Genomic DNA, 22,881 nt, shown 5'->3' on the forward strand with positions numbered 1-22,881 from the left:
TTTGGGCTTGGTTTTGATTTCTGCTCCATTTTTAAAGCATGGAGGATCGATGTCTCGAGACATCGCTTTTTACCGTTTCTGGGCAGTTTTAGCTTCAGGGACTTCTACCGGAACGATGTGGTGAGACATTGGTGCTGGTTAGACCGGAACGATCTTATGAGACATGCGGAACGATGTCTCCGAACCAGACACTGTCGGGGACACATTCACCGCTGACCACTTGATCTTTCTGGTGGTCAGCGGCTTATTTATCTTCCGGCCCGCTAATTATTTCCACTCCGGGTTTGCGGTATCCACCCCTTGTGCCTTTGCTGCATGCTCAATCGCGTCTGCCAGCCACCGCGCCAACCCCTCCTGCTGCGCCTCATAGTGAGCACGGAAGCGCTCGTCAGCTACGTAGCCGCGCGAGATTAAGAAGTGCTTTGCCGGCGTGACGGGAAAGAAGGCGCTTAATGCTTCGCGGTGCTTTTCGACGATCCCCTGCGCCTCCTCCGAATCCGGTGCCTTACCGCTCGCTACAGCTTCGGCAAGTTCTTTTTCCACCTCAGCCACGCCGGCTTGAGCATCGTTCCAGTTCTTCTCCGACCAGCCGGCAGTGCGCTGCTGATACATAGCCCAGTCCTCGCTGGGTCCGTAGGCCTCCTCGGCTTCTTGTTGATGCGCGGCGAAGTTGGCATCGCCGACAATCTGCCCAATTTCTTCAGTGGTGAGCTTTCGGTTATTCATTGCATCCTCCATCAAAGTGTCAATTGCTGCCAGCATGTCAGTAAGACTGTCGCGCTGTGCGAGCAGGCTTTCTCTTTGCCTCTGCAAATGTTCTAAATCAGAGGCCCCGCCATCTAGCAGCTGTTTAATATCGGTCAATTTCATACCAGTAGCGCGGTAGATCAGAATCTTCTGCACACGGGCGCAGTCCTGTTCGGTATAGAGCCGGTAATTGGACCAGCTGCGCCACGTGGGAGACAGCAAGCCTTGCGCTTCCCAGTGATGCAAGGTGCGCACCGTAATGCGAAAAAGCGCTGCTACCTCGCCAACGGTATAAAGAACTTCATCGATGTCGTCCATGGTTACATTGTCGCGCCTCACGCTGCGTCAGGGTCAAGGCCAGAAAAAATTTGCAGAATCTCTTGCCAGAGTGTTGGGTTTATGCAACACTTCGGTGCATGACAGCAAACGACGCCCCAGTTTCAACAACGATCCGCGCCAAACGGTTCCGCCGTCCCGGCCCCACCCGTGGATTAATCGCGTCAATGTATGGCTGCGTAGCTGTATCTGCGATTTTCCTCATCCTCGCATTGGCACTTTCTTCTTATTGGGCACTGTTGGGAATGTCTATAACAATGGTGTTTTCTTGCATTCCATGGACCATTCTGCGGGTATCCATTGATTCCCAAGACCGCAAGCCGCTGTCCTCTCTTGATGAGTACGAGGCCCAGGTCCTCGACCAGTGGCGCCGCAAGGCTTTCCAGCTGTCTACCGCCCTACTTTTTACCGGCGGTCTTGTCACCCTCCTCGTAGGAAATTGGTTCCTAGGCGGAGGCATTACCGGCACCATTGGCACCAAATATTTGCTTGGAGCTGGCTACTACCTGCTCTTTAGTTACTTCATCTCTGCCACCCTGCCCGCTGTCGGCTACGCACTGACCTTCAACCAGAACTCGGAGGACTAAACATGCCCACCTTGACCATCGACCACCTCAATAAGTCCTTCGGGGAGACTCAAGCCCTGCGGGATATGACCTTTAGCGTTAGTGACGGCGAAATCTTCGGTTTCGTCGGATCCAACGGCGCCGGAAAGTCCACCACCATGCGCATTGCGCTTGGTGTGCTGGCGAAAGACTCCGGCGAAGTCTATTTCGATAACGCCCCAATTAATGACGATAATCGCCGCCGCATTGGCTATATGCCGGAAGAGCGCGGCCTCTATGGAAAAGAACCGTTGCTTAGCCAGCTGGTCTTCCTCGGCACCCTGCACGGAATGGATAAACCCGCCGCCAGGCGCGCCGGCACTGAGCTCCTTGAACAGTTAGGGCTGGGCGAGCGCATGAACGATAAGCTCGATGACCTGTCTTTGGGCAACCAGCAGAGGGTGCAGCTGGCGGCCTCCCTTATCCATGATCCTGACATGCTGATTCTGGACGAGCCCTTCTCCGGCCTAGACCCCGTTGCGGTCAACGTCATGTCAGACATGCTGCGCGAGCGCGCCAACCGCGGGGTGCCCGTCATTTTCTCCTCGCACCAGTTGGACCTGGTGCAGCGCTTGTGTGACCGCGTGGGCATTGTGACGAAGGGGCATATGGTGGCTGAAGGGGGCGTCGATAAGCTGCGCAGCCAAGGCCCGCCTCGCTTCGAGGTTGCTACCCCAGCGCGCGGCTGGTATCCGGAAGGTACAGAGCTGGTGGCAGAAACTGCCGATGCCGTAGTGCTCCAAGCCGATCCCGCCGTAGATGATCAGACAATCCTGCAGGTAGCCCTTGCCGCAGGCCCGGTGCATTCCTTCGGCCGCAAGATCCCAGACCTGACCGAGCTTTTCCAGGACGTCGTCACCAACAACCAGAATGAGGAGGCCTAAGCCATGCAGTATTCCGCAATGAAGACCATCGGGGTTGTAGCCAAGCGTGAAATGGCAGTCGCACTGAAGTCGAAGATGGTAGTGGGCACAATGCTGCTGCTTATCCTCGGCGCCATTATCGCACCCATTGCTATCAATTTCTTCAGCGGCGATGACGAACCGGATTCCGTAGCCATCGTGGGCATGGAAGCGTCTGCCTTTGATGATTCCGGTATCGATGCCACAGAGGCAAAAGACCGCGCGGAAGCCCAGCAATTGGTGGAAAATGACGAGGCCGATGCCGCCCTAGTACCGGCAGAGAACGACGGCTGGGATCTCCTCAGCAAGGGCGATACGCCTGCCGCGGTAACTACCGCCGTCAACCAAATCGTTGCTTCTCAAGCACAAGTAACGGCGCTGGATAAGCTCAATATTGACCCGCAAGAGTTAGAAAAGGCTACCCCGTCCACCACGGTCAATCAGGTGAACTTAGAAGAAGAGGACGACACGGAGCAAAAGATGGCCGGCGTAGCCACGGTCCTCATTGCCGCAATGGTGGTCGTCTTTTCCGTCATGACCTTCGCCGGCTTAATTGGTGGCCGCGTCACGGAGGAAAAGTCCTCCCGCGTGGTGGAAATTATCTTGTCTTCCGTGCGCCCGGTGGACTTTTTGGCCGGCAAGATTTTGGGCAATACCATCATCGGTTTCTTGGCCACCCTCCTCATCCTGGGCGGCGGTGCAATCTCGCTTGCTGCAACCGGCTTGGCTGGTGACTTCGAGCTGGACTACGGCTTGGTAGCCGTCCTCCTCGTTGGCGAGATTCTAGGCCTGCTCTTCTTTGGCAGCCTCTACGCTGCAGCCGGCTCGATGGTACAGCGCACCGAGGATCTCCAGTCCACGCAGGCACCTATCCTGTTCCTCGTCTTTGCCACCATGTATGTACCAATGTTCGGCTGGATGCACTTGGATGCCACGTGGATGCAAGTCATGACCTGGTTGCCGCCGGTGTCCATGCTGGTCGCTCCGATGCAGGTGGCCGGGGGCAACCTCAGCTGGTTGGGCTTGCTAGCTAGCTATGTGCTCATGGCTGTGGTGACCGCACTGATTATCGTGCTGGTCGGTCGCATCTACCGCCGCGCCATTTTGAACAATGGCCGCAAGATGACCTGGCGCCAAGCCCTGGGCAAATAAAATTATCCGGCTCCCCGCCCTATGCAGGGGGAGCCGGATTCTTCTATGTGCCGAAGCTACTGAGTAATGAACTCGTTGGTGATCGGCTGGGTGATGTCCAAGGTGCCGTGCTCGATGTAGTACATACCGAAGAACATGGCAGCCAACATCACTACGGCTAGCAGCATGGAAGGGATCCACTGAAGGAATACGGGAACCCAGCCATTGCCCTTATCGCGAGCTGCTGCTTCGCGCTGTTCCTGAGCCTCACGCTCGTTCATAATGATAAAACCTTTCGATCCACCGAGGATTAACTACGGATATCTTAACAGTTAAGTGCCCGCAAGGCCGCATTCCTCGCACTTTTGATTGACGCCGAAGTCCGAACTCTAGATCCCCGGGTCCTCGTTATTAAGCAGCGCTTCTACGAAAGACTCGCGATCAGCGAGCATGCGCTCGATGTCTTCCTCCGCGCCTACGATCCACAGCTCGGTGTCTTGGTCGTAGGTCAGCGCGGAGTCTGGGTACGCCTCTAGCGCCTCTTCCATGGCGGCGACTTGTTCTGCGCTAGCCGTATCCTCCAAGTGTGCCTCGGGGTCGCCGATTCGCGGGCTAAGCTCCTCCAGCGCGGTGATGCCGTAGGTTTTATATTGCTTTTTTGGGTGCTCAAAGAGCTCTTGGCCCATCATGGAGCTTAATCCTTTCCGTGTAGTAGTGAATCCGGCACATACCCCTCGTAGCCTGGCAAGTTAGTCACCTGCACAACTCCGGTGAAAAAGCGCTTAAGCGCCGGGATATCCTCGGGCTGCAAGTGATCAAAGACCATGCGCCGCACCGATTCCACGTGTTCGGGCGCGGCGCGGCGTAGGTGTTCTAAACCGGCGTGCGTTACGCACACATTGATACCGCGGGCATCGTCCTCGTCCGGTTCCTTAAACAATAGGCCGCGCTTTTCCATCCTGGTTACTTGGTGGGAGGCGCGGGAGCGGTCCCACTCCAGCTGCGTGCACAACTCGCGCAGGCGCAGGCGCTGTTCGGGCGCCTCTGAAAGAGCGACTAGGACGGCAAACTCGGAGGCAGAGACTTCCCCGCCGGCTTTCAGCGTTTCATCCATTCCCCTATCTATTTTGCGCACAGCGGCAAGCAACAGGCGCCATAGCTCCTGTTCTTCGTCGTTTAACCAGCGAGTTTGATAAGGCATGGGACCTAGATTACCCCTTTGAGGGAAGCTATGTCGCGCTCGTCGCGTCCCGGCACCCGGGAGTAGCGCTCTGGCATGCAGGTAAAGACCAATACCTGATTATCCCGGCCGACATGGGAAAAGAGCGTGGCCATTAGTTGCAGACGGTGCGCGTCAGTAGAACCCAGCGCATCGTCGACGATGACCGGTACCGACTCCGCCCCCACTAATTGTGCAATGGCAAAGCGGGTGAGGATGGCCAATTGCTCGCGGGCACCACCAGAAAGGCTAGCCAGACTTACCGTCTCATTGTCCTGAGTGCGAGCGATGACACGTAGATCTTCATCGAGTTCAAAGGTGATTTCGCCACCATAAACAGTGCGCGCCAACTGTGAGAGCGCAGCCACGAAGGGCGCGGCGTAGCGCTGGCGGGCGGCATCGCGGTGCTTGAGCAATATTTCGCGGAGGTAACGGGCTGCTTGGGCGCGCTTGTCGACGCTCTCGTACACCGCCCGAGCCATCTCTACCGCCGCGGTGGCCTGCTGTGCGCGATCGGCGGCACCGGAGTGGAAGTTCACCTCGCTAGAAAGCCGGCCGAGGTCCACCTCGCAGCGCTGTATGCGTTCGGTGAGGTAATCCAGATGGGATTGCGCGCCTTCCACCAAGGAGTTGGCGGTCTTAAGGTCCACAGCTTCCATCTGATCCAGTTGCCCACGCAGGTCCGCCACTACGGATTCCAGGCGGATAACCTCGGCACGCAGGTCCCCGTCAGCGGCGCGTTCACGCCCGGAGGAAAGGTCTCGAGTCACGCGCTGCGCATTTTCGCGGGCGGCGTCTAGCTCGGCATCTAGGCGCACCACCTCGTGAGCAAGGCGGCTTTCGCGATACGGCATAAGCTCGCGGTCGAGCGCATCGACCTTTTCGCTCGCGGCTTCCTCTGCGGCTTCAGCGGCAGGAAGGTCTACCTCGGCGGTATCTTCAAGGTCCGCGACTTTTTCAGCCAGCGCGGAATGCTGGGAGCGCAAGCCGGCCAAGTCATCTGGACCCAGCTCGGCACTAAGCGCACGGGTAGCCGCATCGAGGGCATCGTTCTGCGCACGGTGCGTCTCATGGGCTTCCTCGGCCGCAGCCACTGAACCCACGCCCAAGGTATCGAGCAGATCGTGCAGCCGGGTGCGGGCCTGTTCCACATCGCGCTGGGTGTCCTCGGCCGAGTAGGAACCGGCCGAGAAGCGGGCGGTGATATCGCCGATGGTGATTACGCGGGAATCGACAAGCTCGACGGCGGTGTCCTCCCCCACCTCGACGTCCTCGCCATCGACGCGAATGGTAGAACCCGCCGGCCCAGAAAAATGCACCTTGGCGGCCGCAGCCTCGTGCAGGCGCTCTGCTACCGAAAGGGCCGAGTCCGCCTTATGCAAACCGGTGATATCGGCCGCGGTCACCTCGCGGCCGCGCTGCGCAATGACGGCGCGGGCTTGATCCGCCTCGGCGGCAAGGGCGTCAAGCGATTCTAGCCGGGCACTGAGCTGCTCAAATTTCTGCTTATCTTGCTGGCGGCGCGCTTGCTTAAGCGTACTACGAGCCGCGGCATAGTCCTCTTTGGCCTCCGCCAAGCGCTTTTCTAATCTTTCCTTCTCCTCGGCCTCCTCTTTAGCCTTGTCCTGCGCGGCGGTGAGCTTGTACTGGGCAGCCTCAGTGACCCTGGCAGATTCCTCAGCGGCGGTGACGAGCTCGGCGCGCTCGGTGACTGCGGATTGCGCACGAGCGAGGTCGTCCGTGGCACGCTCGAGCGTGGCTCTATGGGAGTCCAGCTTGGCCTGCGCGGTCGCGGCTTCCTCGGCCCGAGACCGCTTGTCAGTGAGATCGGCCTGCGCAGCGGGAAGTTCGGACTGGGCGGCGGCTTGGTCGCGCTCGAGTTGCTCATAGCGCTCAACCACGGAGTCGAGCTCGCGCAGTACGCGGGTAGCCTCTGCGTATTCTTCTTCGGCGCGGGACAGGGCTTCGGCAGATTCTTTGTACTCGCCGGCCGGGTTACCCTTCGCCGCGGTGAAGTAGCGCTGGTATTCCTTGTCCACGCGGGCCAAGAGCGCGGAATCATCGCCGGAGACCTCTTCTTCGGCAAGACCCGATTCGCGCTCCAAGGCGCGGGTGAGGCTAGGAATGCCGACGGCAGAGATGGCCTCGCCGGTGTCGTCTTGGCGCATAAAGAGGGCGTCGACAAGCGAGCGATCCAAGTGTTCTGAAAGGATACGCTCCAGTTCATCGTCGGCCTGGCTGCCGGTAAATTGCGCCGGCCGTGGGGAAGAAATATTCAGCTCGCACGACTTCTTAGACAGCCAACGCTTGGCAATGCGGAAGCGGTACTCTCCCACGCTCAGCTCGGCCGTAACTTCCGGGGCAACGTCCTTGCCCACCGGCTGCAGGGCGCGAATGCGCTTGGAGCGGCCGCTATGTTTTTCGGTGAGCACCACATCGAGTGCCTCCACGATGGTGGACTTGCCTGCCTCGTTCTCGCCGTGGATGACCACGACGCCGGTCTCAGGCAGCTCATCGAGGGCCAAGTGCTCAATACCGCGGACATTGGTGAGTTCTAGGCGGTGTATGCGCATTAGGACTGTCCCTCCAGGCGGAATAGCAGGTTGGCGGCATCGCGCGCGACGGGATCCTCACGGTTATCCAATAGTTCATGCAGCGCCTCGGCCGCGTAGCCGGAAATATCGAGGCTAGCCAATTCCTCTTCGCTGGGTTCCAGGTAAAGGTCCATGGTGCGCTCACGCGGACGCAGGGACGCAAATACGGCCTCGTACTCATCCAGGCCGCGCTGCAGGCGGGCATGCGCCTCGACCCCGAGCGTTCCGCGCAGACTATATTTCACGGCCGTGCGCACCTTATCCGGGTACTCGCCCAAGCGCGCGAGGAAGCGGTCCACGTCTTCGGCGGAATCCACGGCAGCGTCGAGGGCTTCAAAGGTCCAGCGGCCAATGCGGCGCTTGTCGACGTCCACCTTATCCCCCACGCGCACCACCAACGCATTGCCGGAATCGGATTCGCCGCCACCAGTACTCGTTTCCTTATAGTCCGTGGTCTCCGGGCTACCGGAGAACCACACCCGGCCGGTGGTGCCGAGGCTCGCAGTGGAGTGGGTATCACCGAGCGCGAGGTAGTCGATGACCCCGCGGTCCAGGCAGTCCTCGACGAAAGCAAGGTCGATGGTATCGGCGTCATCCTCGCCGGAGTGGGAATCCACCTGGCCGTGGCCGACGGCGATGCGGATGCCCGCGGCCGGCTCCAACGGTTCGAGCGCTTGGCGGACCAAGTCGTGGTTCGCGCGCTTGGAAAGGTACGGCGCGCCAACCAGTTCCACGCCGGGTGCGACCTCGATGGGCTCCGAGTCTGCTATGACGTGGACATTGTCCGCGCTGGCCTTATAAAAGACCGAATCCGCCACCAGCGGGTCGTGGTTGCCGGGCAGGACATAGACCGGCACCGGTAGGCGCTTGAACATCTCCGTGGCGCGGGCGAGGATTTCGCGCGAGAGGGCATTATGCTCGAAGACGTCACCAGCCACGACGATGAACTCCGCGCCGGTGTCCTGAGCCAGCTCTCCCAGCCGGACGATGGCGGCCTCGCGGTCATCATTAAAGCGGCCCTGGGCCTCGCCCTTCAAAAACCACCGGGTCATGCCCAGCTGAAAATCGGAGGTGTGGATAAACGTGGTAGCAGTCATTAGTGCGAGAGGTGATAGTAGAGGTCTTCAATATCGGATACCGCGCGCAGGAGATCCAGATTGGTGTGTGAAACCGAGCGCATGGCCTTGCGCAACAGGTCCGGATCGGAGTCATCGATAGCTGGGGCTACCTTGGGCTGCGGCAGCTTCGGCAACTCACGGCCGTTCCAGAAGATGTCATTCTTTTCTTCCTCGGACAGGTCGCTCGGGGTAAAGCTTTCGCGGCTGACCGTCTTGGCCTGCTCTAAGACCATGCGCTCGAGACGGACAAAATCCAGACCACGCATATTAAAAATGACGGCTGGGTCCGCATCAGCACGGGTGGCGAGCTTATCGCCCACCGCCACGATGTGCTTGCACACGTACTCGCCATCTGGGCAGTCGCAGGTCAGACGCAGGTCTTCGGCCTCGGGGGCAAAGAGGGTGTCCAAGGCGGCGTCGGAAAGCAGGCCTTTGCGCGCATTGGCCACGGAATTGGGGGTCCGGGCGAACTCGGTGGCCAGCTGGGCAATATCATCGTTATTGCGGTACGGCAGCTGGATGAGCACCGCAAAGGGCTCATTCTGGGAGCCAGCCACGCGCCCGTGAATCGCACCGTTGCGCACCTCGAGGCCTACGACGTGTCCGCCCTCGGCATACTGACGGCCGCGGGTAATCCGGCCGCGGTCCGCACCGTGTGAGGTAAAGGCTGCGATCCGCGAAGCCGTAGTGGACAGGATGCGCCCGCTGCGGTCGACGTGATTGACTTCGTCTGGGGTACTTACCCGCTTTCGAGTGCCAAAATTGGCATAGATGACGTTGTCGTCGCCTTTGACGGCCATGGATTACTCCCTCCCCCGGTAGCTCATGAGTGCGGCCAGCTGATCTGGGTCCAGCTCGGTGAGCCAGCCCTCGCCTTCGCCCACCACGGCGCCGGCCAGCTGCGTCTTACCGTCCAAGATATCCTGGATGGATTCCTCCAGCGTACCCGCGGTGATCATCTTATATACCTGCACATTGCGGCGCTGGCCAATACGGAAGGCACGGTCCGTCGCCTGGTTTTCCACCGCCGGATTCCACCAGCGGTCCATGTGCACGACGATAGATGCGGCCGTCAGGTTCAGACCGGTGCCGCCGGCTTTGAGCGAAAGGATCATCGCCGGCGGGCCGTCTTCGGACTGGAAATCTTCCACCATCTGGTCGCGCTTATTCTTGGTTACGCCGCCGTGGAGGAAGGGGATATCGCGGCCCAGCTGGTCACTCAGATAGGGCTGCAGGATATCTCCAAAGGCCTTGTACTGGGTAAAGACGAGGAGTCGCTCGCCGGATTCGGTGGCCTCGTCCACGATGCGCATGAGCTCTTTGACCTTGCCGGAGCGATGCTTGCCCTTCAGCGTCACCGGCGAGTTATCGCCCAAGTAGTGCGCGGGGTGATTACAAATCTGCTTAATACGGGTTAGCGAGGCCAACACCAAACCGCGCTTATTGATGCCCGTAGCCTCCTGCAGGTCCTTCTTTACCTGGTTGACCAATGCCTTATACAGGGCGGCCTGCTCGGTGGTCATGGATACGGTGAGGATTTGCTCGGACTTTTCCGGCAGGTCATCGATGATATTCGGGTCCGTCTTGACGCGGCGGAGGATAAACGGCGCGGTGAGCTGGCGGAGGCGCTCGGACATTTCCTCGTCATTATTGCGCTCGATGGCCTTGGCAAAGTGATTGCGGAAGAACGAGGCGGTGCCCAGCACGCCGGGATTGCAGAAATCCAGGATGGAGCGCATCTCGGAGAGTCGGTTTTCCACCGGGGTGCCGGTCAGTGCCACGCGGTGCTCTGAGGGCAGCGAGCGCACGGCCTTGGACGAGCGTGTAGCGGAGTTTTTGATCGCCTGGGCCTCATCGAGGACAACGCGCTGCCAGCCCACCTCGCCCATGTCATTAAAGTCGCGGCCCACCGTGCCATAGGTGGTGATAACGAGGTCGCACTCGCTGGCCTCCTTAAAAAAGTCCTCGCCGCGCGGGCGGTTCGAGCCGTGCTGCACCATGACTTTGAAATCTGGGACGAAGCGCTGAGCCTCGCGCGCCCAGTTGCCCACCACGGACGTTGGTGCCACCACGAGCGTGGGGCCGGTCTGCTCGCCGCGCTCCTTCTCCACTGCAAGGAGGGAGAGTAGTTGGAGGGTTTTGCCGAGCCCCATGTCGTCGGCAAGCACGGCACCAATGCCACTGCGCGACATCCAATACAGCCAGTCGACGCCGCGGCGCTGGTACTCGCGCAGCTCCGCATGTACGGATGCGGGAATATCCACGCGTTCCGGGGCGACCTTGTCCACCCCACCGAGCAGCGCCGTGTGCCAGGTGCTGCCGGTGAACTCGATGGGCTCTTGGGTCATGGACTCCAACGCCAGCTCGCGCAGTTCGGCCACGGTGACCTGTTCGTGCTCCTCGCCGCCCTCGTTGAATTCTTGGCGGCGGCGCTCCACGTCCGCCATCAGGGCTTCCCACCCTGGCTGGTCGAGCTGCTTGGCCATTTCCGCGGAGGCGGCTAGCTGCTCGAGCTCCTTCTTCTTGCGCGCGATGGACTTTTCCCGCAGCGCGTCCATGTAGCCGGAGACTTGGGAAACGACCTGCTTATCGGCCATGACCCACTTGCCGCGCAGCTGGATGAGGCCGGACTTGGAATTGACCAAGTCCTCCATCTCTTCCTCGGTCAGCTCCACATCGCCCACGGACATGCGCCAGTTATAGTCCACCAGCTTATTCATGCCAATGTGCTTCTTCGTGGCGGCCTCGGCCGGATCGCGAGCCTCGTGGGTTTCCAGCTTGGCCTTAGTTTCCATCTGCGCCCACGCCTTGGGCAGCATGACGGTCACGCCGCTGGCCTTGAGCTTATCCACCTCGTGGGTAATAAAATGAGTGAGCTGGTGGGTTTCAAGGTAGACGTCCCAGTCGCCGTCGCCAGGCTGCGGCAGCTGCGCGGTCTCCCCCAGCGTGGGTGCGATGCGCACGGCTTTGCGGTGAGCCTCGCGCAGCTTTTCCACACTCGCCCTATCCAAACTCTGCGCCGACACCGGCCGCGGTGAATCCGTGCCCGAGCGTACCCGCACGCGCACCGGCCACTTGGCTGCATCCGGGTCATCGTCAAGCGGTTCCTCCACGATGTAGACCAGCTGGAGCTCTACCTCGTAAATGGAATTCTTCCACTCATTGAGCCCGCGCAAAAGCTGCGCGCGTCCACGCCGGATCGGCCGCGTATCGAGCAACGCGCGGGCGAATTCGTGCCATGGCATTGGCCGCGGTGCTTCCGTCACGGGCCGCAGCTCGCGGAAGGCAATCCAGTGGGTGAGCTCATCGGCCAGGTCATCCGACAGCGCCCGGTTATTCACGTGCAAGATGCCCGGCGCAGCTGCCATCATCTCCGCAAGCCATCCGCGCTCACCCAGGCCGGAGGCCAGCTGCCACATGGGGAACCACTCATTGGCTTGGTAAGCAAGCCGGAAGGTCACGCGCCCGGCGCGTACGAACTTGCACAGCCCGCTGTAAGCATGGATCAGCCATTGGAGATCCGGCGCGATGGTGGCGGGCGGCTTGTGATTCAGGTGTTCCATTTGGGCAAGCGCCGCCACAGCCTCTTCTGGGCCGAACATTGCCATCGGCACCATCAAGGACACATCCTTACCCTTGGGCGTGCGCAGCGATACCCGTGCTCGGTTGCGGAAGGATTTCTTCGCCAAGATGGACTCCACCGCCGGCGGGAAGGTGCCCTCAGGAACGGCGTTGGGCATGACAATCTTGTGCCCTTCTACCTGTTCAATCCATAGACTAAGTCCCGTAACGGGGAGCCACAGTCCATGCACGAGGTAAGAAGCCATAACCGCCAGCATAGCAGCCCTTCCCATTTTGTTACATGCTCGTTATGTTCTCCCCTTTTCCCAGTTGAACGATAGAAAATCCATACGGAGATATGCGCCACACCTGTATTCTCGCTTGGGTTAACCTTGTGACCTAGTTAACGTGGGTATGTCCTACAGATCACTACAAGGAGTAAAACGTGCAAGATTCAACTTGGTACGTCATTGCGATGATCGTGTATCTTCTCGCAATGGCAGCCATTGGCTATTGGAGCTACAAACAAACCGATCAATATGACGATTATGTTTTGGGCGGCCGCGGTCTGCACCCATTCGTAGCCGCCCTCTCCGCAGGCGCTTCCGACATGTCCGGCTGGCTGCTCATGGGCCTGCCTGGCGCCCTATTCCTTTCCGGTATGTCCGAGCTGTGGATGGCCATCGGCCTGCTCGTCGGTTGCTGGGCTAACTGGAAGTGGGTCGCACCGCGCCTGCGTTCTTACTCAGAAATCGCGGCCAACTCCATCACCGTGCCGTCCTTCTTTGAAAACCGCCTGCACGATAAGTCCCGCCTGCTGCGCATCATCTCCGCAGCCATCATTATCTTCTTCTTTACCTTCTACGTCTCCTCGGGCATGGTTTCCGGTGGCCGCTACTTCGAGTCCACCTTCGGTGGTGACTACCTCACCGGCATGCTCGTCATCGCTGCGGTGACCATCTTCTACACCTTCGTCGGTGGCTTCTTGGCGGTGTCTTATACGGACGTCGTCCAGGGCGTTCTTATGTTCGTCGCCCTGATGATCGTGCCGATTATGGCCATTGTCTCTCTCAGCGATCCTGCCTCCATCTTCTCTTTCGCCGGCAATAATGCCTACGGCACCGATGGCGTAGTGGAAAATGACAGCTACTTCTCTATGTTCGCGGGCGTTTCCGCTGGCGTCATCATCGGCAACCTGGCTTGGGGCCTGGGATACTTTGGCCAGCCGCACATCGTGGTCCGCTTCATGGCGCTGCGTAAGCCTTCCGACGCCAGCCAAGGCCGCTTCTACGGCGTAACTTGGATGGGACTATCCGTCATCGGTGCTATCTTCGTCGCCCTATCCGGCACCGTTTACTTCACCCAGACCGGCCACAGCATCACCGACCAGGAAAACTTCGAAACCATCTTCCTGGATATGGCGCAGGCCATGATGCACCCACTGCCCGCAGGCTTCGTCCTGACCGCGGTTCTAGCCGCCATTATGTCCACCATGTCGTCCCAGATGCTCGTCGTCTCTACTTCCCTCATCGAGGACCTCTTCCTCATCTTTGCCAAGAAGAAGCCAGGCGAGCAGGTCCTCATCAACCTCTCCCGCACCGCCATCGTAGCTATCGCGGTCATTGCCGCCCTGCTGGCAATCAACCCATCTGACTCCATTTTGGGTCTGGTTGGATTCGCTTGGGCAGGCTTCGGCTCTGCCTTCGGCCCGATCATCTTGCTCTCCCTGTACTGGAAGCGCCTCAACTCCGCCGGTGCCATTGCCGGCATGCTTACCGGTGCCATCGTTGCTATTGGCTGGGGTATGTCTCCGCTTTCCGACGTCCTCTATGAAATCGTCCCAGGCTTCTTCCTGGCCCTCATCGTGGCAGTTATTGTCGCCAAGCTCACCAAAGAGCCTAAGCCAGAGGTTGTGGCCGAATTTGAAGAGTCCACCAAGCTAGCCAAGCTCGTGGAAAATAACTCCAACCTCGACTTCGAGGAAGCAGCAGAGAAGGTCACCGATAAATAGTCGGAACCAACGCGGACTCCGCGCAGTCCAATAGGACATGAAGTCCTATTACCTGGCCGCGCTATCATGCGTCACCGTCCTTATCGGCGCATGGTATGCGTGGCCTTTTCCACGTTTTGACGTCACCACGCTTCCCTCCCGTCCCGAGGCCACCGGCTACGACCGCGAAGAATTCGGCATTTGGCAGCCCCACGGTGCCTGTACCACCCGTGAGGTCATTCTAGAAAGCCAGTCCAGCGATCCCCTCCACGGCTGCCATGCCCGTAGCGGAACTCTCTATGACCCCTACAGTGGCACCACTATTCCTGCTACCTCCCCTATTGAGATCGACCACATTTTTCCCCTCTCCGCAGCCTATGACATGGGTGCTTCCGAGTGGGACCGCGAAACCAAGGTCCGTTTTGGCAACGATCCGCTCAACCTCGTAGCCACCAGCCGTGAGCTCAACCAAGAAAAGTCAGATTCCCTCCCTGCGGAATGGCTTCCCCCGGCCAACCGTTGCGACTACTCGCGCCGCCTCGCCGACATCGCCCGCAAGTACTCCCTTCCTCTACCCTCCAAGGATGTACGCGCGATGCAAAGGCAATGTCGGTTAGCCCTCCTGACTGGAAATTGATTAGGGTTGACGTGGCAACTTTCCGCGATTGAAGGGTTCTTTCAATGACTTCTTTCCTTGTATTCCTCCACGTGGCCGCGGCCATCCTCTTGATTGGCCCGGTGTGTGTATCCACTTCCTCCTACCAGACCCAAATGGCGAAGGCAGCACAAGGTGACCAAGCAGCCCTTGGCTCCGCCCGCGTTCTACACAACATCACCAATACCTACGGCTACATCTCCGCCATCGTGCCTATCCTGGGCCTCGGCGTATTCCTTTCCGATATCGACGCCTACAAGTCCGAAGTGAACTTCCACATCGCCATCTTGGTAGCCATCGTCGCATGGTGCCTGCTCTTCTTCGTCATTCTGCCGAAGCAGAAGAAGGCAATGGCCGCCCTCGAGTCCACTGAATCCTTCGACTACGCGGCAGCAAAGAAGCCGCTGTCCGCATTCGGCGGCGTATTCAACCTCCTGTGGATCATCTGCCTCATCCTGATGTACGTCAACTTCTAAGTGGCCTTTTAGAAAGCCATTTACTCCTCTGGGACAGTGTCTTCACTGTCCCTTTCTTCGTTTTCTAGCTCTTCTTTCAACTGCTGCGCATCTTCGTGCGCATTCTGCCGACGCCGCCGCGTCGCCTGTGCCACAGTCTGCGCCCACCTCCGGTTCTTCGGTGCAAGCGGTCCGCTGGCTTCGTCATAGACCCAAGTGGAATCCTCAAAGAGCCAGACGACATCCCCGCTGATCGGGTCCTTGATATAAAATGCCCGCCCATCAGTCTTGATGTTGTGGTGATGTTGACACAGACAAGTCAAGTTCGCCGCCGAAGTAGGTCCTCCGTCAGCAAAGTCATGCCGATGGTCCATCTGGGAAGCCATCGCCGGTCGCGTACATCCAGGCCACCGGCAGGTTCCATCGAGCCCTTCCACAAAGGCGCGGATATGCGGCGGCGTGACGTAGTTTCCACTTTCGTCTTCTGCAGCCTTCTCCATGTCGCGCACGGTCGTGGCGCGCGCTTGCATGTCATCCGCAACCTCCGGCGAAACCCAACCCAGGTTTTGGACGAAAGCAGGAGCATCCGGCAGGTCGCAGCGGTACATATTGAGCACCACTTTTGCCTTGGCCTCAGCCGCACCAATAAGCAACTCGACCGCCGCTTGCGCCAAAGGAATGTCCTTCTCCGCAGCCACACCGCGAATATTTCGGTCAATGATTTCGGCAGTCTCTAGGCCCACGTCGAGACAAACAGCGGCCCACTCCCCGCCCGTGGGCTCCAGGTGATAAGTCTCTTTGCGCCGCGGGTCGCGTGCGGCGATGGTCGGATCAAGGCGGACAATGAGCTCCCGCAGCTTTCGTCGCAGGTTGCGATGGGACGGTAGTTTTTGGTTGGGGCGTTTGGGGGTGAGGTAGGTGGTTAATTCGGCGTCGATAAGCAGGCATTGTTCGGTGCCAATCTCGCCCAACTTGGACAGCGATTGGTCAATAGTAATTAACCGGTCTAAATCTAAGTGGTAAAGCTCTTCCTGCCGGGCTTTAAGGCGCGGCAGCTCCTGTAATCGCTCAAAGGCGAAAATAATATTTCTAATTCGGGACTGCCGCGTTCCGGTGAGATCCGACAGTGATTGGCTAATTATTTCGATATCGTCATCCGGGTCTGGATGCAGGCGCTTCCATAGGAGGTATTCGGCCTTGCGGATGTCTGTAGCTGCTTGTGAGGTGGAATTTTCTGGATTGGTATTGGCAAAGTAGGGCGCATTCATGGACTTCCCCCGCAGAAGTTTCTCTAGAACATGTTTGCGCTTTCAGTATACAAAACCCCTCCGACACCCTACCCCCGTTTATAGTAAAACCGCAGGTCAAAAGGCACGAAAAAATGGGCCTCCGCAGAGGCCCATTGAGTCGAAATTGCTAATCGCGCCAGCGTCCACCGCGCTTGCGTCCGCCGCCGTGATCACGGCGTGGCGGGCGGCCGGTGTCCTTTTGAATCTTGATCAGCTGGCCGGAAATGCGGGTATCCTTCAGTCGGTCCAGTACTGCCGGGTCAAGGTTCTTTGGCAGGTCAACCAGGGTATGGCCCACCGCGATGGTGATGCGGCCGAAGTCCTTGGCAGACAGGCCACCCTCGTTGGCAATAGCACCCACGATGGCTCCCGGGCGCACATTTTGCCGCTTGCCGACGTCCAGTCGGTACGTCTCAAAGTCTCCGTCTGGCCGCTTAGGACTACGGCCCTTGCCGCCGCCCTTGAAATCGCGCTTGCGATCGTCGCGGCGGTCGCGGTCGCGCTTCGGCTTCGGCAGGGGCTTGTCTTCCATTAGGAAGTTCTTGCCGCCTTGAAGCATGACAGCGAGGGCCGCGGCAATGTCATCCATGGCCGCGTTATTGTCCTCGGAGTACTTGCGCACCAGGGTGCGGAAGAAGTCCGCCTGCTTATTGTCCATGGAGTTGGTAATGGACTGCGCGAACTTTTCCTTGCGCTTTTCATTGACTTCATCGACGGACGGCAGGTCCATCTCTTCCAGACGGGCGTTGGTCACACGCTCGATGGAGCGCAGCATGCGACGCTCGCGCGGGGTGACGAACAGGATGGCTTCGCCGGAGCGGCCCGCGCGGCCGGTGCGGCCGATGCGGTGCACGTAGGACTCGGTATCGTTCGGGATATCGAAGTTGACCACGTGCGTGATGCGCTCGACGTCGAGGCCACGGGCGGCGACGTCGGTAGCCACGAGGATGTCTAGGCGGCCATCCTTGAGCTGATCGACGGTGCGCTCACGCTGCGCCTGCGCAATATCGCCGTTGATGGCGGCGGCGCTGAAACCGCGGTCACGCAGGGTCTGGGCTACCTCTTCGGTCTCGTGCTTGGTGCGGCAAAAGACGATAATGGCGTCGTAATTGATGACCTCAAGGATGCGGGTGAAGGCATCCATCTTCGCGCGGTGCGGAATGAGGAGGAAGCGCTGCGTAATGTTGTCATTGGTGCGGCGCTCGGACTTCACCGTAACCTCGGCGGGGTTATCGAGGTACTGCTTAGAGAGGCGCCGGATAGCGTTCGGCATGGTGGCCGAGAAAAGCGCCACCTGCTTGCGGTCCGGGGTGTCCTCCAAGATGCGCTCGACGTCTTCCTGGAAGCCCATGTTCAGCATCTCATCGGCCTCATCGAGGACGAGGAACTGCAGCTGGGACAGGTCCAGCGAGCCCTTCTCTAGGTGGTCGATGACGCGCCCCGGGGTACCCACGATGACCTGCGCACCGCGGCGCAGACCGGATAGCTGAATGCCATAGGCTTGGCCGCCGTAGATAGGCAGCACCTCGACGCCCTTGAGAGACTCGGCGAAGGATTGGAAGGAGTCCGCCACCTGTAGAGCCAGCTCGCGGGTTGGGGCGAGCACGAGTGCCTGCGGATGGCGGGCCTTGGTGTCAATCTGCGACAGAACCGGCAACGCAAAGGCTGCGGTCTTGCCGGTACCGGTCTGGGCGAGGCCAACGACGTCGCGGCCTTCCATCAAGATCGGGATGGTTTCTTCCTGGATGGGGGACGGCTTGGTGAAGCCTACTTTCGCAACGGCCTCCAGAATTTTCTCTGGCAGACCAAGATGCGCGAACCCCTGGGAGTTGTCGTTGGCTGAGTCTTGGGACTCAGCGCCGGTGTCCTCAGAAGTATTCGCAGCCCTGGTGTCCTTGGTGACACCTTGCGAGTTGTCCTGAGATTCCGACTTATTAAAATCTTCCGGCTCGTTGACGCCGCCGGTGGCGTTATCGGTAATGCTCATTGCTTCACCAACCCTACGCGATTGCCGCCCCAAACTCCATATCCTAAGCGCCCGCGACGAAAGTGCGGTAGCTCAATGGCATGCCTGGGCGGTAGGCCAAATGCACGGCGCTGGGGGCGTCGAGCACGTGCAGGTCCGCTGCGGCGCCCTCCACGATGGTGCCCTTGGCGGGACGGCCCTGCGGGTCGAGGCCATTGCCAACGTTGTGGCGGCGCAGGGCGGTCGCCCCACCGGTGGTGGCGGCGTGAATGGCCTCATCGACGGAGAGATGTTGCTGCAGGACCGCGGTGGTCACGCAGTAGTTCATCGAGGAGGTATAGGACGTGCCGGGGTTGAGGTTGGAGGCAATGGCGAGGGTGGCGCCGGCGTCGAGAAGCTTGCGGCCTGGGGCGAGCGGCTCGCGAGTCGACAGGTCACAGGCCGGCAGCATGGTGGCTACGGTAGCGGAACTGGCCAGCAGCTCGACATCCTCGTCGCTCAAGTGGTTGACGTGGTCTACCGAGGCGGCGCCCAGTTCGACGGCTAGGGCCACGCCTGGGCCCTCGCCCAGCTGGTTGCCGTGCACGCGCAGGCCAAGGCCCAGCTTCTTACCGGCCTCCAGCACGCGGCGGGATTGGTCCTCGTTGAAGGCACCGCGCTCACAGAAGACGTCGATCCACTGCACATAGGGGGCAACGCCTTCGAGCATGGGGCCAACGACCTCATCGAGATACTCCTCCGCGTCCGCTCCCGGCGGGACCAGGTGCGCGCCCAAGAAGGTCACGTCATCGACGTGGCGGGAGGCTACCTTGGCAGCCTCCACCTCGGACTCGGTGTTAAGGCCGTAGCCGGTCTTGGTCTCGAAGGTGGTGGTGCCACCGCGGCGGCCGGCGGCCACGCGATCCGTCACCAGCTTGTCCAGGCGGTCGGTGCCGGCTTGGCGGGTGGCGTCCATGGTCACCGCGATGCCGCCTGCTTCATAGGAACCGCCGGAGATGCGGGCCTCGAATTCGGCGGAGCGGTCACCGTCGAAGACCATGTGGGTGTGCGAATCTACCCAGCCGGGCAGAACGGCGCGGCCACCTAGGTCCACCTTTTCGTCGGCCGCCGGTGCCTCGGAGGCTGGGCCGACCCAGGCGATGGTGCCGGATTGGGCGATAATGGCGGCGTCGTTAAGCGTGCCACGCTCGCTGACCGTACGGAGTTCTGAAATGCCGGTAAAAAGTGTGCTCATCTAGTCCCTTGCCTTGAATTCCATCGGAATGCGGACGCCGCGCTCGTCGGCGACCTCCTTCGCGCGAGTGTAGCCGGAATCAACGTGGCGGATAACGCCCATGCCCGGGTCATTGGTGAGCACCGCGCGCAGCTTGGCCGCGGCGAGCTCGGTGCCATCTGCAACGGTGACCTGGCCGGCGTGGATGGAGCGGCCCATGCCCACGCCACCGCCGTGGTGGAGGGAAACCCAGGTAGCGCCGGAAGATACGGCGGTCATGGCATTGAGCAGCGGCCAGTCAGCCACGGCATCGGTGCCATCGAGCATGGCCTCGGTTTCGCGGTACGGGGAGGCCACGGAACCAGAATCCAGGTGGTCACGGCCGATGACGATCGGCGCCTTGATCTTGCCCTCGCGGACCAGGTCATTAAAGAGCAGGCCGGCCTTGTGGCGCTCGTTGTAGCCCAGCCAGCAAATGCGTGCCGGCAGGCCCTCGAACTCGACATACTCCTCGGCGGCATCGAGCCAGTTGTGCAGGTGCTCGTTGTCTGGGAAAAGCTCCTTGAGCGCCTGGTCGGTGACCTTGATGTCCTCTGGGTCGCCGGAGAGCGCGGCCCAGCGGAAGGGGCCTAGGCCCTCGCAGAAGAGCGGGCGGATATAGGCGGGAACGAAGCCAGGGAACTCGAAGGCACGCTGGTAGCCGGCCTTGCGGGCCTCATCGCGGATGGAGTTGCCGTAGTCAAAGACCTCGGCGCCCTCATCCTGGAACTCGACCATAGCCTGGACCTGAGCGGCCATGGATTCGCGGGCCTTCTTGGTAAAGGTGGTTGGGTCTGCCTTGGCCTCGTTATGCCAGTCCTCTACGGTGATTTCAGAAGGCAGGTAGGACAGCGGGTCGTGTGCGGAGGTCTGATCGGTGACGATGTCGACGGTAAATTCCCCGGCGCGCTGGCGGCGCAGGACCTCTGGGAAGACCTCGGCGGCGTTGCCTACCAGGCCGACAGACAGGGCCTTCTTGTTTTCCTTGGCATCCAGGACCAGCTTGAGGGCCTCATCGAGGTCGGTGACCACCTCATCGAGGTAGCGCTTATGCTGGCGGCGCTTGAGACGAGTCTCGTCCACGTCCGCGATGAGGCAGGCGCCGCCGTTGAGGGTGACAGACAGCGGCTGTGCGCCGCCCATGCCACCGCAGCCACCGGTCAGGGTGAAGGTGCCGGCCAGGCTGCCACCAAAGCGCTTCTTAGCCACGGCCGCAAAGGTCTCGAAGGTGCCCTGCAGGATGCCCTGGGTGGCGATGTAGATCCAAGAGCCGGCCGTCATCTGGCCGTACATCATCAGGCCTTCATCTTCGAGCTTGCGGAAGTGCTCCCAGTTAGCCCAGTCTCCCACGAGGTTGGAGTTAGCAATAAGTACACGCGGTGCCCACTCATTGGTCTTCCAGATGCCCACCGGCTTGCCGGACTGCACCAGCAGGGTTTCATCAGATTCCAGGTCCTTAAGGGATTCTACGATGGCATCAAAAGCTTCCCAGCTGCGCGCTGCACGGCCGGTGCCGCCGTAGACCACGAGGTCCTCGGGGCGCTCTGCAACCTCGGGGTCGAGGTTATTCATGAGCATGCGCAAGGGCGCTTCGGTCTGCCAAGACTTGGCGGACAATTCGGTTCCGCGCGGCGCGCGTACTTCGCGTGGTTGAGACATGGCTTCCTTTCGTCGTGCTTTTCGACACCCTCCCAAGCCCCCTAGGCCGGTTTCCCGGGGCTGTCCCCGAGGACTTGCTCGGTGTCACATGTCATAAGGTACTGTGACGCAGCTCTGTGTACCATGACACATAAGCCCTAACTGTCTCGTATATGAGACACCCGCGGAATGATCTACGATGGCCTGCATGCGCCGGTTCATCCCCCTCCTTTCCGCGGCCCTCCTCGCCGCTTGTTCCACCCCTGCCGAGGAACCGCAGCCACCCCACTATGTAGCGCTGGGAGATTCCTATGCGGCCATGGGATCGACCACGCTGCCGCTCGATCCGCCCAATACCTGCGTGCGCGCACAAGATTCCTACCCCGAGCTCGCAGCCAAGGAGATAGGCGCAGAACTCACCAATGTCACCTGCCAGGGCGCTAGCACCCTCGACGTACTCTCCTCGGCCGGCGAGCACCCCGCCCAGGTGGACGCCCTACGCGAGGACACCGACCTGGTCAGCCTATCCATCGGCGGCAATGACGCCAGCTTCGTGCGGCTTACCCAGTGCGCCACGGACGATATCTGCCAGGCGGAATCAGGCGCGCAGATTGACTTAGAAATCCGCGATCTGCCCCGCCGGCTCGACAAGGTCTACGAGGAAATCCACCACCGCTCCCCTAATGCGAAGGTCCTCGCCACCGGCTATCTGCCATTGATTAAGCCTGGAGAGACCTGCCCCTACATAGAAAAAATCCCGGCCACTGACCGGGAATGGTTGGCAGAGTCCATCGAGCGCATCAACCAGGCAGTGCGCGAGGCCGCCGAGCGCCATGGGGCTACTTACGTGCTTGCCGACGCCGCCCTAGACCACACCGCCTGCTCCCCCTCGCCGTGGGTGGACTTTACGGGCAAGGACACCAATTCCTTCCCTATGCACCCCACCCACGCGGGACAGCAGGCCATGGCTGAGGCGCTACGCGCTGCCCTCTAGCCCGGCGCGCGCGGCGTCGTCGGAACCGGGCACGCGCAGCGTGGTCTTGTACTGGCACTCGAACTTCACCGGCGATTCTTTCACCATGGGAATGCGGTAATTGTCCGCATATTCCTTGGTGACGGACAGGCGGTCCCACTCACTGTCGCCATAATCGAGCACCTGGGCGGATTTATTGACTTCCTCACGCAAGTCATAGGTAGCTATATTCCACACGAACCAGCCGGTTTCCTCGGCATTGACGACCGTGTCCTTACAGCGACCATCCGGGTACTGGTTGGCCGAAAACATCACCATGGGTGGATCGAAGGTGAGGTTTTGCCACTGGCTATAAGGAGCGATATTTTCGCGACCTTGGCCGTCGACGCTAGAGAGCCAACCAATTGGTCGTGGCACCGTGCTCGCCTTAAAGGGCGAAAATGGCAAGGG

At 60.1% G+C, this 22,881-nt stretch carries 20 protein-coding genes; 7 read left to right on the plus strand and 13 right to left on the minus strand.

From position 1 onward, the window contains the following. Window positions 1–267: 267 nt before the first annotated feature. A complete protein-coding gene (locus BKN05_RS07370) occupies window positions 268–1,065 on the minus strand; it encodes a MerR family transcriptional regulator (RefSeq protein ID WP_286688314.1) in 798 nt (265 codons plus the stop codon). Between the two features lie 98 nt (window positions 1,066–1,163). Here BKN05_RS07370 and BKN05_RS07375 point away from each other — a divergent pair, with 98 nt between their 5' ends. Genes BKN05_RS07375 through BKN05_RS07385 form a run of 3 tightly spaced genes read left to right on the plus strand, consistent with a single transcriptional unit; the run spans window position 1,164 to window position 3,742 of the window. Then, entirely contained in the window at window positions 1,164–1,670 is a 507-nt protein-coding gene (locus tag BKN05_RS07375; protein WP_286688315.1) for a hypothetical protein, read from the plus strand. Between the two features lie 2 nt (window positions 1,671–1,672). Further along, window positions 1,673–2,572 carry an ABC transporter ATP-binding protein gene (locus tag BKN05_RS07380; protein ID WP_225747116.1) on the plus strand — a complete coding sequence of 300 codons (900 nt, stop codon included), beginning with the start codon at window positions 1,673–1,675 and terminating at the stop codon, window positions 2,570–2,572. 3 nt (window positions 2,573–2,575) lie between these two features. After that, window positions 2,576–3,742, plus strand: coding sequence for an ABC transporter permease (locus BKN05_RS07385; RefSeq protein ID WP_198492873.1), 1,167 nt, complete (start codon window positions 2,576–2,578; stop codon window positions 3,740–3,742). Between the two features lie 56 nt (window positions 3,743–3,798). Here BKN05_RS07385 and BKN05_RS07390 read toward each other — a convergent pair whose 3' ends face one another. From BKN05_RS07390 to BKN05_RS07420, 7 genes are all read right to left on the minus strand, one after another. Continuing rightward, a complete protein-coding gene (locus BKN05_RS07390) occupies window positions 3,799–4,002 on the minus strand; it encodes a hypothetical protein (RefSeq protein ID WP_034668134.1) in 204 nt (67 codons plus the stop codon). Window positions 4,003–4,110: 108 nt separating this feature from the next. Beyond that, entirely contained in the window at window positions 4,111–4,410 is a 300-nt protein-coding gene (locus tag BKN05_RS07395) for a hypothetical protein (protein WP_005327602.1), read from the minus strand. Window positions 4,411–4,415: 5 nt separating this feature from the next. After that, complete coding sequence (locus tag BKN05_RS07400; RefSeq protein WP_049378350.1) at window positions 4,416–4,922, minus strand: MarR family winged helix-turn-helix transcriptional regulator; 507 nt, start codon at window positions 4,920–4,922, stop codon at window positions 4,416–4,418. A gap of 5 nt (window positions 4,923–4,927) precedes the next feature. Continuing rightward, entirely contained in the window at window positions 4,928–7,513 is a 2,586-nt protein-coding gene (locus BKN05_RS07405; protein ID WP_286688316.1) for an AAA family ATPase, read from the minus strand. Next, entirely contained in the window at window positions 7,513–8,631 is a 1,119-nt protein-coding gene (locus BKN05_RS07410) for a metallophosphoesterase family protein (RefSeq protein ID WP_286688317.1), read from the minus strand. Before BKN05_RS07410 ends, BKN05_RS07405 begins: the two co-directional genes overlap by 1 nt. Next, window positions 8,631–9,452, minus strand: a complete 822-nt coding sequence (locus BKN05_RS07415) for an SWIM zinc finger family protein (RefSeq protein ID WP_198492869.1) — start codon at window positions 9,450–9,452, stop codon at window positions 8,631–8,633. The genes BKN05_RS07410 and BKN05_RS07415 overlap by 1 nt, the downstream gene beginning before the upstream one ends. Window positions 9,453–9,455: 3 nt before the next feature. Continuing rightward, entirely contained in the window at window positions 9,456–12,479 is a 3,024-nt protein-coding gene (locus tag BKN05_RS07420; protein WP_502686333.1) for a DEAD/DEAH box helicase, read from the minus strand. Window positions 12,480–12,658: 179 nt separating this feature from the next. On the opposite strand from BKN05_RS07420, the gene putP reads away from it, so the two are divergent. From putP to BKN05_RS07435, 3 genes are read left to right on the plus strand one after another with little or no spacing between them, the layout of a single operon-like run. Then, entirely contained in the window at window positions 12,659–14,224 is a 1,566-nt protein-coding gene (putP, locus tag BKN05_RS07425) for a sodium/proline symporter PutP (protein WP_049378346.1), read from the plus strand. 37 nt (window positions 14,225–14,261) lie between these two features. Continuing rightward, window positions 14,262–14,840 (plus strand): HNH endonuclease family protein, encoded by a 579-nt coding sequence (locus tag BKN05_RS07430; protein ID WP_225747120.1) that lies wholly within the window; start codon window positions 14,262–14,264, stop codon window positions 14,838–14,840. 44 nt (window positions 14,841–14,884) lie between these two features. After that, the gene (locus BKN05_RS07435; RefSeq protein ID WP_198492865.1) at window positions 14,885–15,334 is read left to right on the plus strand and encodes a DUF2269 domain-containing protein; all 450 of its coding nucleotides are present in this window, start codon (window positions 14,885–14,887) and stop codon (window positions 15,332–15,334) included. Window positions 15,335–15,354: 20 nt separating this feature from the next. Here the strand turns inward: BKN05_RS07435 and BKN05_RS07440 are convergent, their stop codons facing one another. From BKN05_RS07440 to hutU, 4 genes are all read right to left on the minus strand, one after another. After that, the gene (locus BKN05_RS07440; RefSeq protein WP_225747121.1) at window positions 15,355–16,581 is read right to left on the minus strand and encodes an HNH endonuclease signature motif containing protein; all 1,227 of its coding nucleotides are present in this window, start codon (window positions 16,579–16,581) and stop codon (window positions 15,355–15,357) included. Between the two features lie 148 nt (window positions 16,582–16,729). Next, window positions 16,730–18,589 (minus strand): DEAD/DEAH box helicase, encoded by a 1,860-nt coding sequence (locus BKN05_RS07445; protein ID WP_286688318.1) that lies wholly within the window; start codon window positions 18,587–18,589, stop codon window positions 16,730–16,732. A 43-nt stretch (window positions 18,590–18,632) separates the two neighbouring features. Next, window positions 18,633–19,802 (minus strand): imidazolonepropionase, encoded by a 1,170-nt coding sequence (gene hutI, locus BKN05_RS07450; protein ID WP_286688319.1) that lies wholly within the window; start codon window positions 19,800–19,802, stop codon window positions 18,633–18,635. Further along, entirely contained in the window at window positions 19,803–21,479 is a 1,677-nt protein-coding gene (gene hutU, locus BKN05_RS07455; protein WP_286688320.1) for a urocanate hydratase, read from the minus strand. It lies immediately after the preceding gene. A 187-nt stretch (window positions 21,480–21,666) separates the two neighbouring features. On the opposite strand from hutU, the gene BKN05_RS07460 reads away from it, so the two are divergent. Beyond that, window positions 21,667–22,452: an SGNH/GDSL hydrolase family protein gene (locus BKN05_RS07460; protein ID WP_286688321.1), complete on the plus strand. Its 786-nt coding sequence runs from the start codon at window positions 21,667–21,669 to the stop codon at window positions 22,450–22,452. Here the strand turns inward: BKN05_RS07460 and BKN05_RS07465 are convergent. Then, on the minus strand, window positions 22,435–22,848 hold the full coding sequence (locus tag BKN05_RS07465) for a flavin reductase family protein (protein WP_286688322.1): 414 nt from the start codon (window positions 22,846–22,848) through the stop codon (window positions 22,435–22,437). The two genes, BKN05_RS07460 and BKN05_RS07465, sit on opposite strands and share 18 nt — an antisense overlap. Window positions 22,849–22,881: the final 33 nt, after the last annotated feature.

The sequence above is a fragment of the Corynebacterium sp. S5S1 genome (assembly GCF_001913985.1).
Classification (GTDB): Bacteria; Actinomycetota; Actinomycetes; order Mycobacteriales; family Mycobacteriaceae; genus Corynebacterium; species Corynebacterium marquesiae.

Excerpts from the sequence above, each read along its gene's own strand:
- BKN05_RS07370 (WP_286688314.1), bottom strand. The coding sequence starts at position 1,065 with ATGGACGACATCGATGAAGTTCTTTATACCGTTGGCGAGGTAGCAGCG.
- BKN05_RS07375 (WP_286688315.1), top strand. The coding sequence starts at position 1,164 with ATGACAGCAAACGACGCCCCAGTTTCAACAACGATCCGCGCCAAACGG.
- BKN05_RS07380 (WP_225747116.1), top strand. The coding sequence starts at position 1,673 with ATGCCCACCTTGACCATCGACCACCTCAATAAGTCCTTCGGGGAGACT.
- BKN05_RS07385 (WP_198492873.1), top strand. The coding sequence starts at position 2,576 with ATGCAGTATTCCGCAATGAAGACCATCGGGGTTGTAGCCAAGCGTGAA.
- BKN05_RS07390 (WP_034668134.1), bottom strand. The coding sequence starts at position 4,002 with ATGAACGAGCGTGAGGCTCAGGAACAGCGCGAAGCAGCAGCTCGCGAT.
- BKN05_RS07395 (WP_005327602.1), bottom strand. The coding sequence starts at position 4,410 with ATGATGGGCCAAGAGCTCTTTGAGCACCCAAAAAAGCAATATAAAACC.
- BKN05_RS07400 (WP_049378350.1), bottom strand. The coding sequence starts at position 4,922 with ATGCCTTATCAAACTCGCTGGTTAAACGACGAAGAACAGGAGCTATGG.
- BKN05_RS07405 (WP_286688316.1), bottom strand. The coding sequence starts at position 7,513 with ATGCGCATACACCGCCTAGAACTCACCAATGTCCGCGGTATTGAGCAC.
- BKN05_RS07410 (WP_286688317.1), bottom strand. The coding sequence starts at position 8,631 with ATGACTGCTACCACGTTTATCCACACCTCCGATTTTCAGCTGGGCATG.
- BKN05_RS07415 (WP_198492869.1), bottom strand. The coding sequence starts at position 9,452 with ATGGCCGTCAAAGGCGACGACAACGTCATCTATGCCAATTTTGGCACT.
- BKN05_RS07420 (WP_502686333.1), bottom strand. The coding sequence starts at position 12,479 with ATGGCTTCTTACCTCGTGCATGGACTGTGGCTCCCCGTTACGGGACTT.
- BKN05_RS07430 (WP_225747120.1), top strand. The coding sequence starts at position 14,262 with ATGAAGTCCTATTACCTGGCCGCGCTATCATGCGTCACCGTCCTTATC.
- BKN05_RS07435 (WP_198492865.1), top strand. The coding sequence starts at position 14,885 with ATGACTTCTTTCCTTGTATTCCTCCACGTGGCCGCGGCCATCCTCTTG.
- BKN05_RS07440 (WP_225747121.1), bottom strand. The coding sequence starts at position 16,581 with ATGAATGCGCCCTACTTTGCCAATACCAATCCAGAAAATTCCACCTCA.
- BKN05_RS07445 (WP_286688318.1), bottom strand. The coding sequence starts at position 18,589 with ATGAGCATTACCGATAACGCCACCGGCGGCGTCAACGAGCCGGAAGAT.
- hutI (WP_286688319.1), bottom strand. The coding sequence starts at position 19,802 with ATGAGCACACTTTTTACCGGCATTTCAGAACTCCGTACGGTCAGCGAG.
- hutU (WP_286688320.1), bottom strand. The coding sequence starts at position 21,479 with ATGTCTCAACCACGCGAAGTACGCGCGCCGCGCGGAACCGAATTGTCC.
- BKN05_RS07460 (WP_286688321.1), top strand. The coding sequence starts at position 21,667 with ATGCGCCGGTTCATCCCCCTCCTTTCCGCGGCCCTCCTCGCCGCTTGT.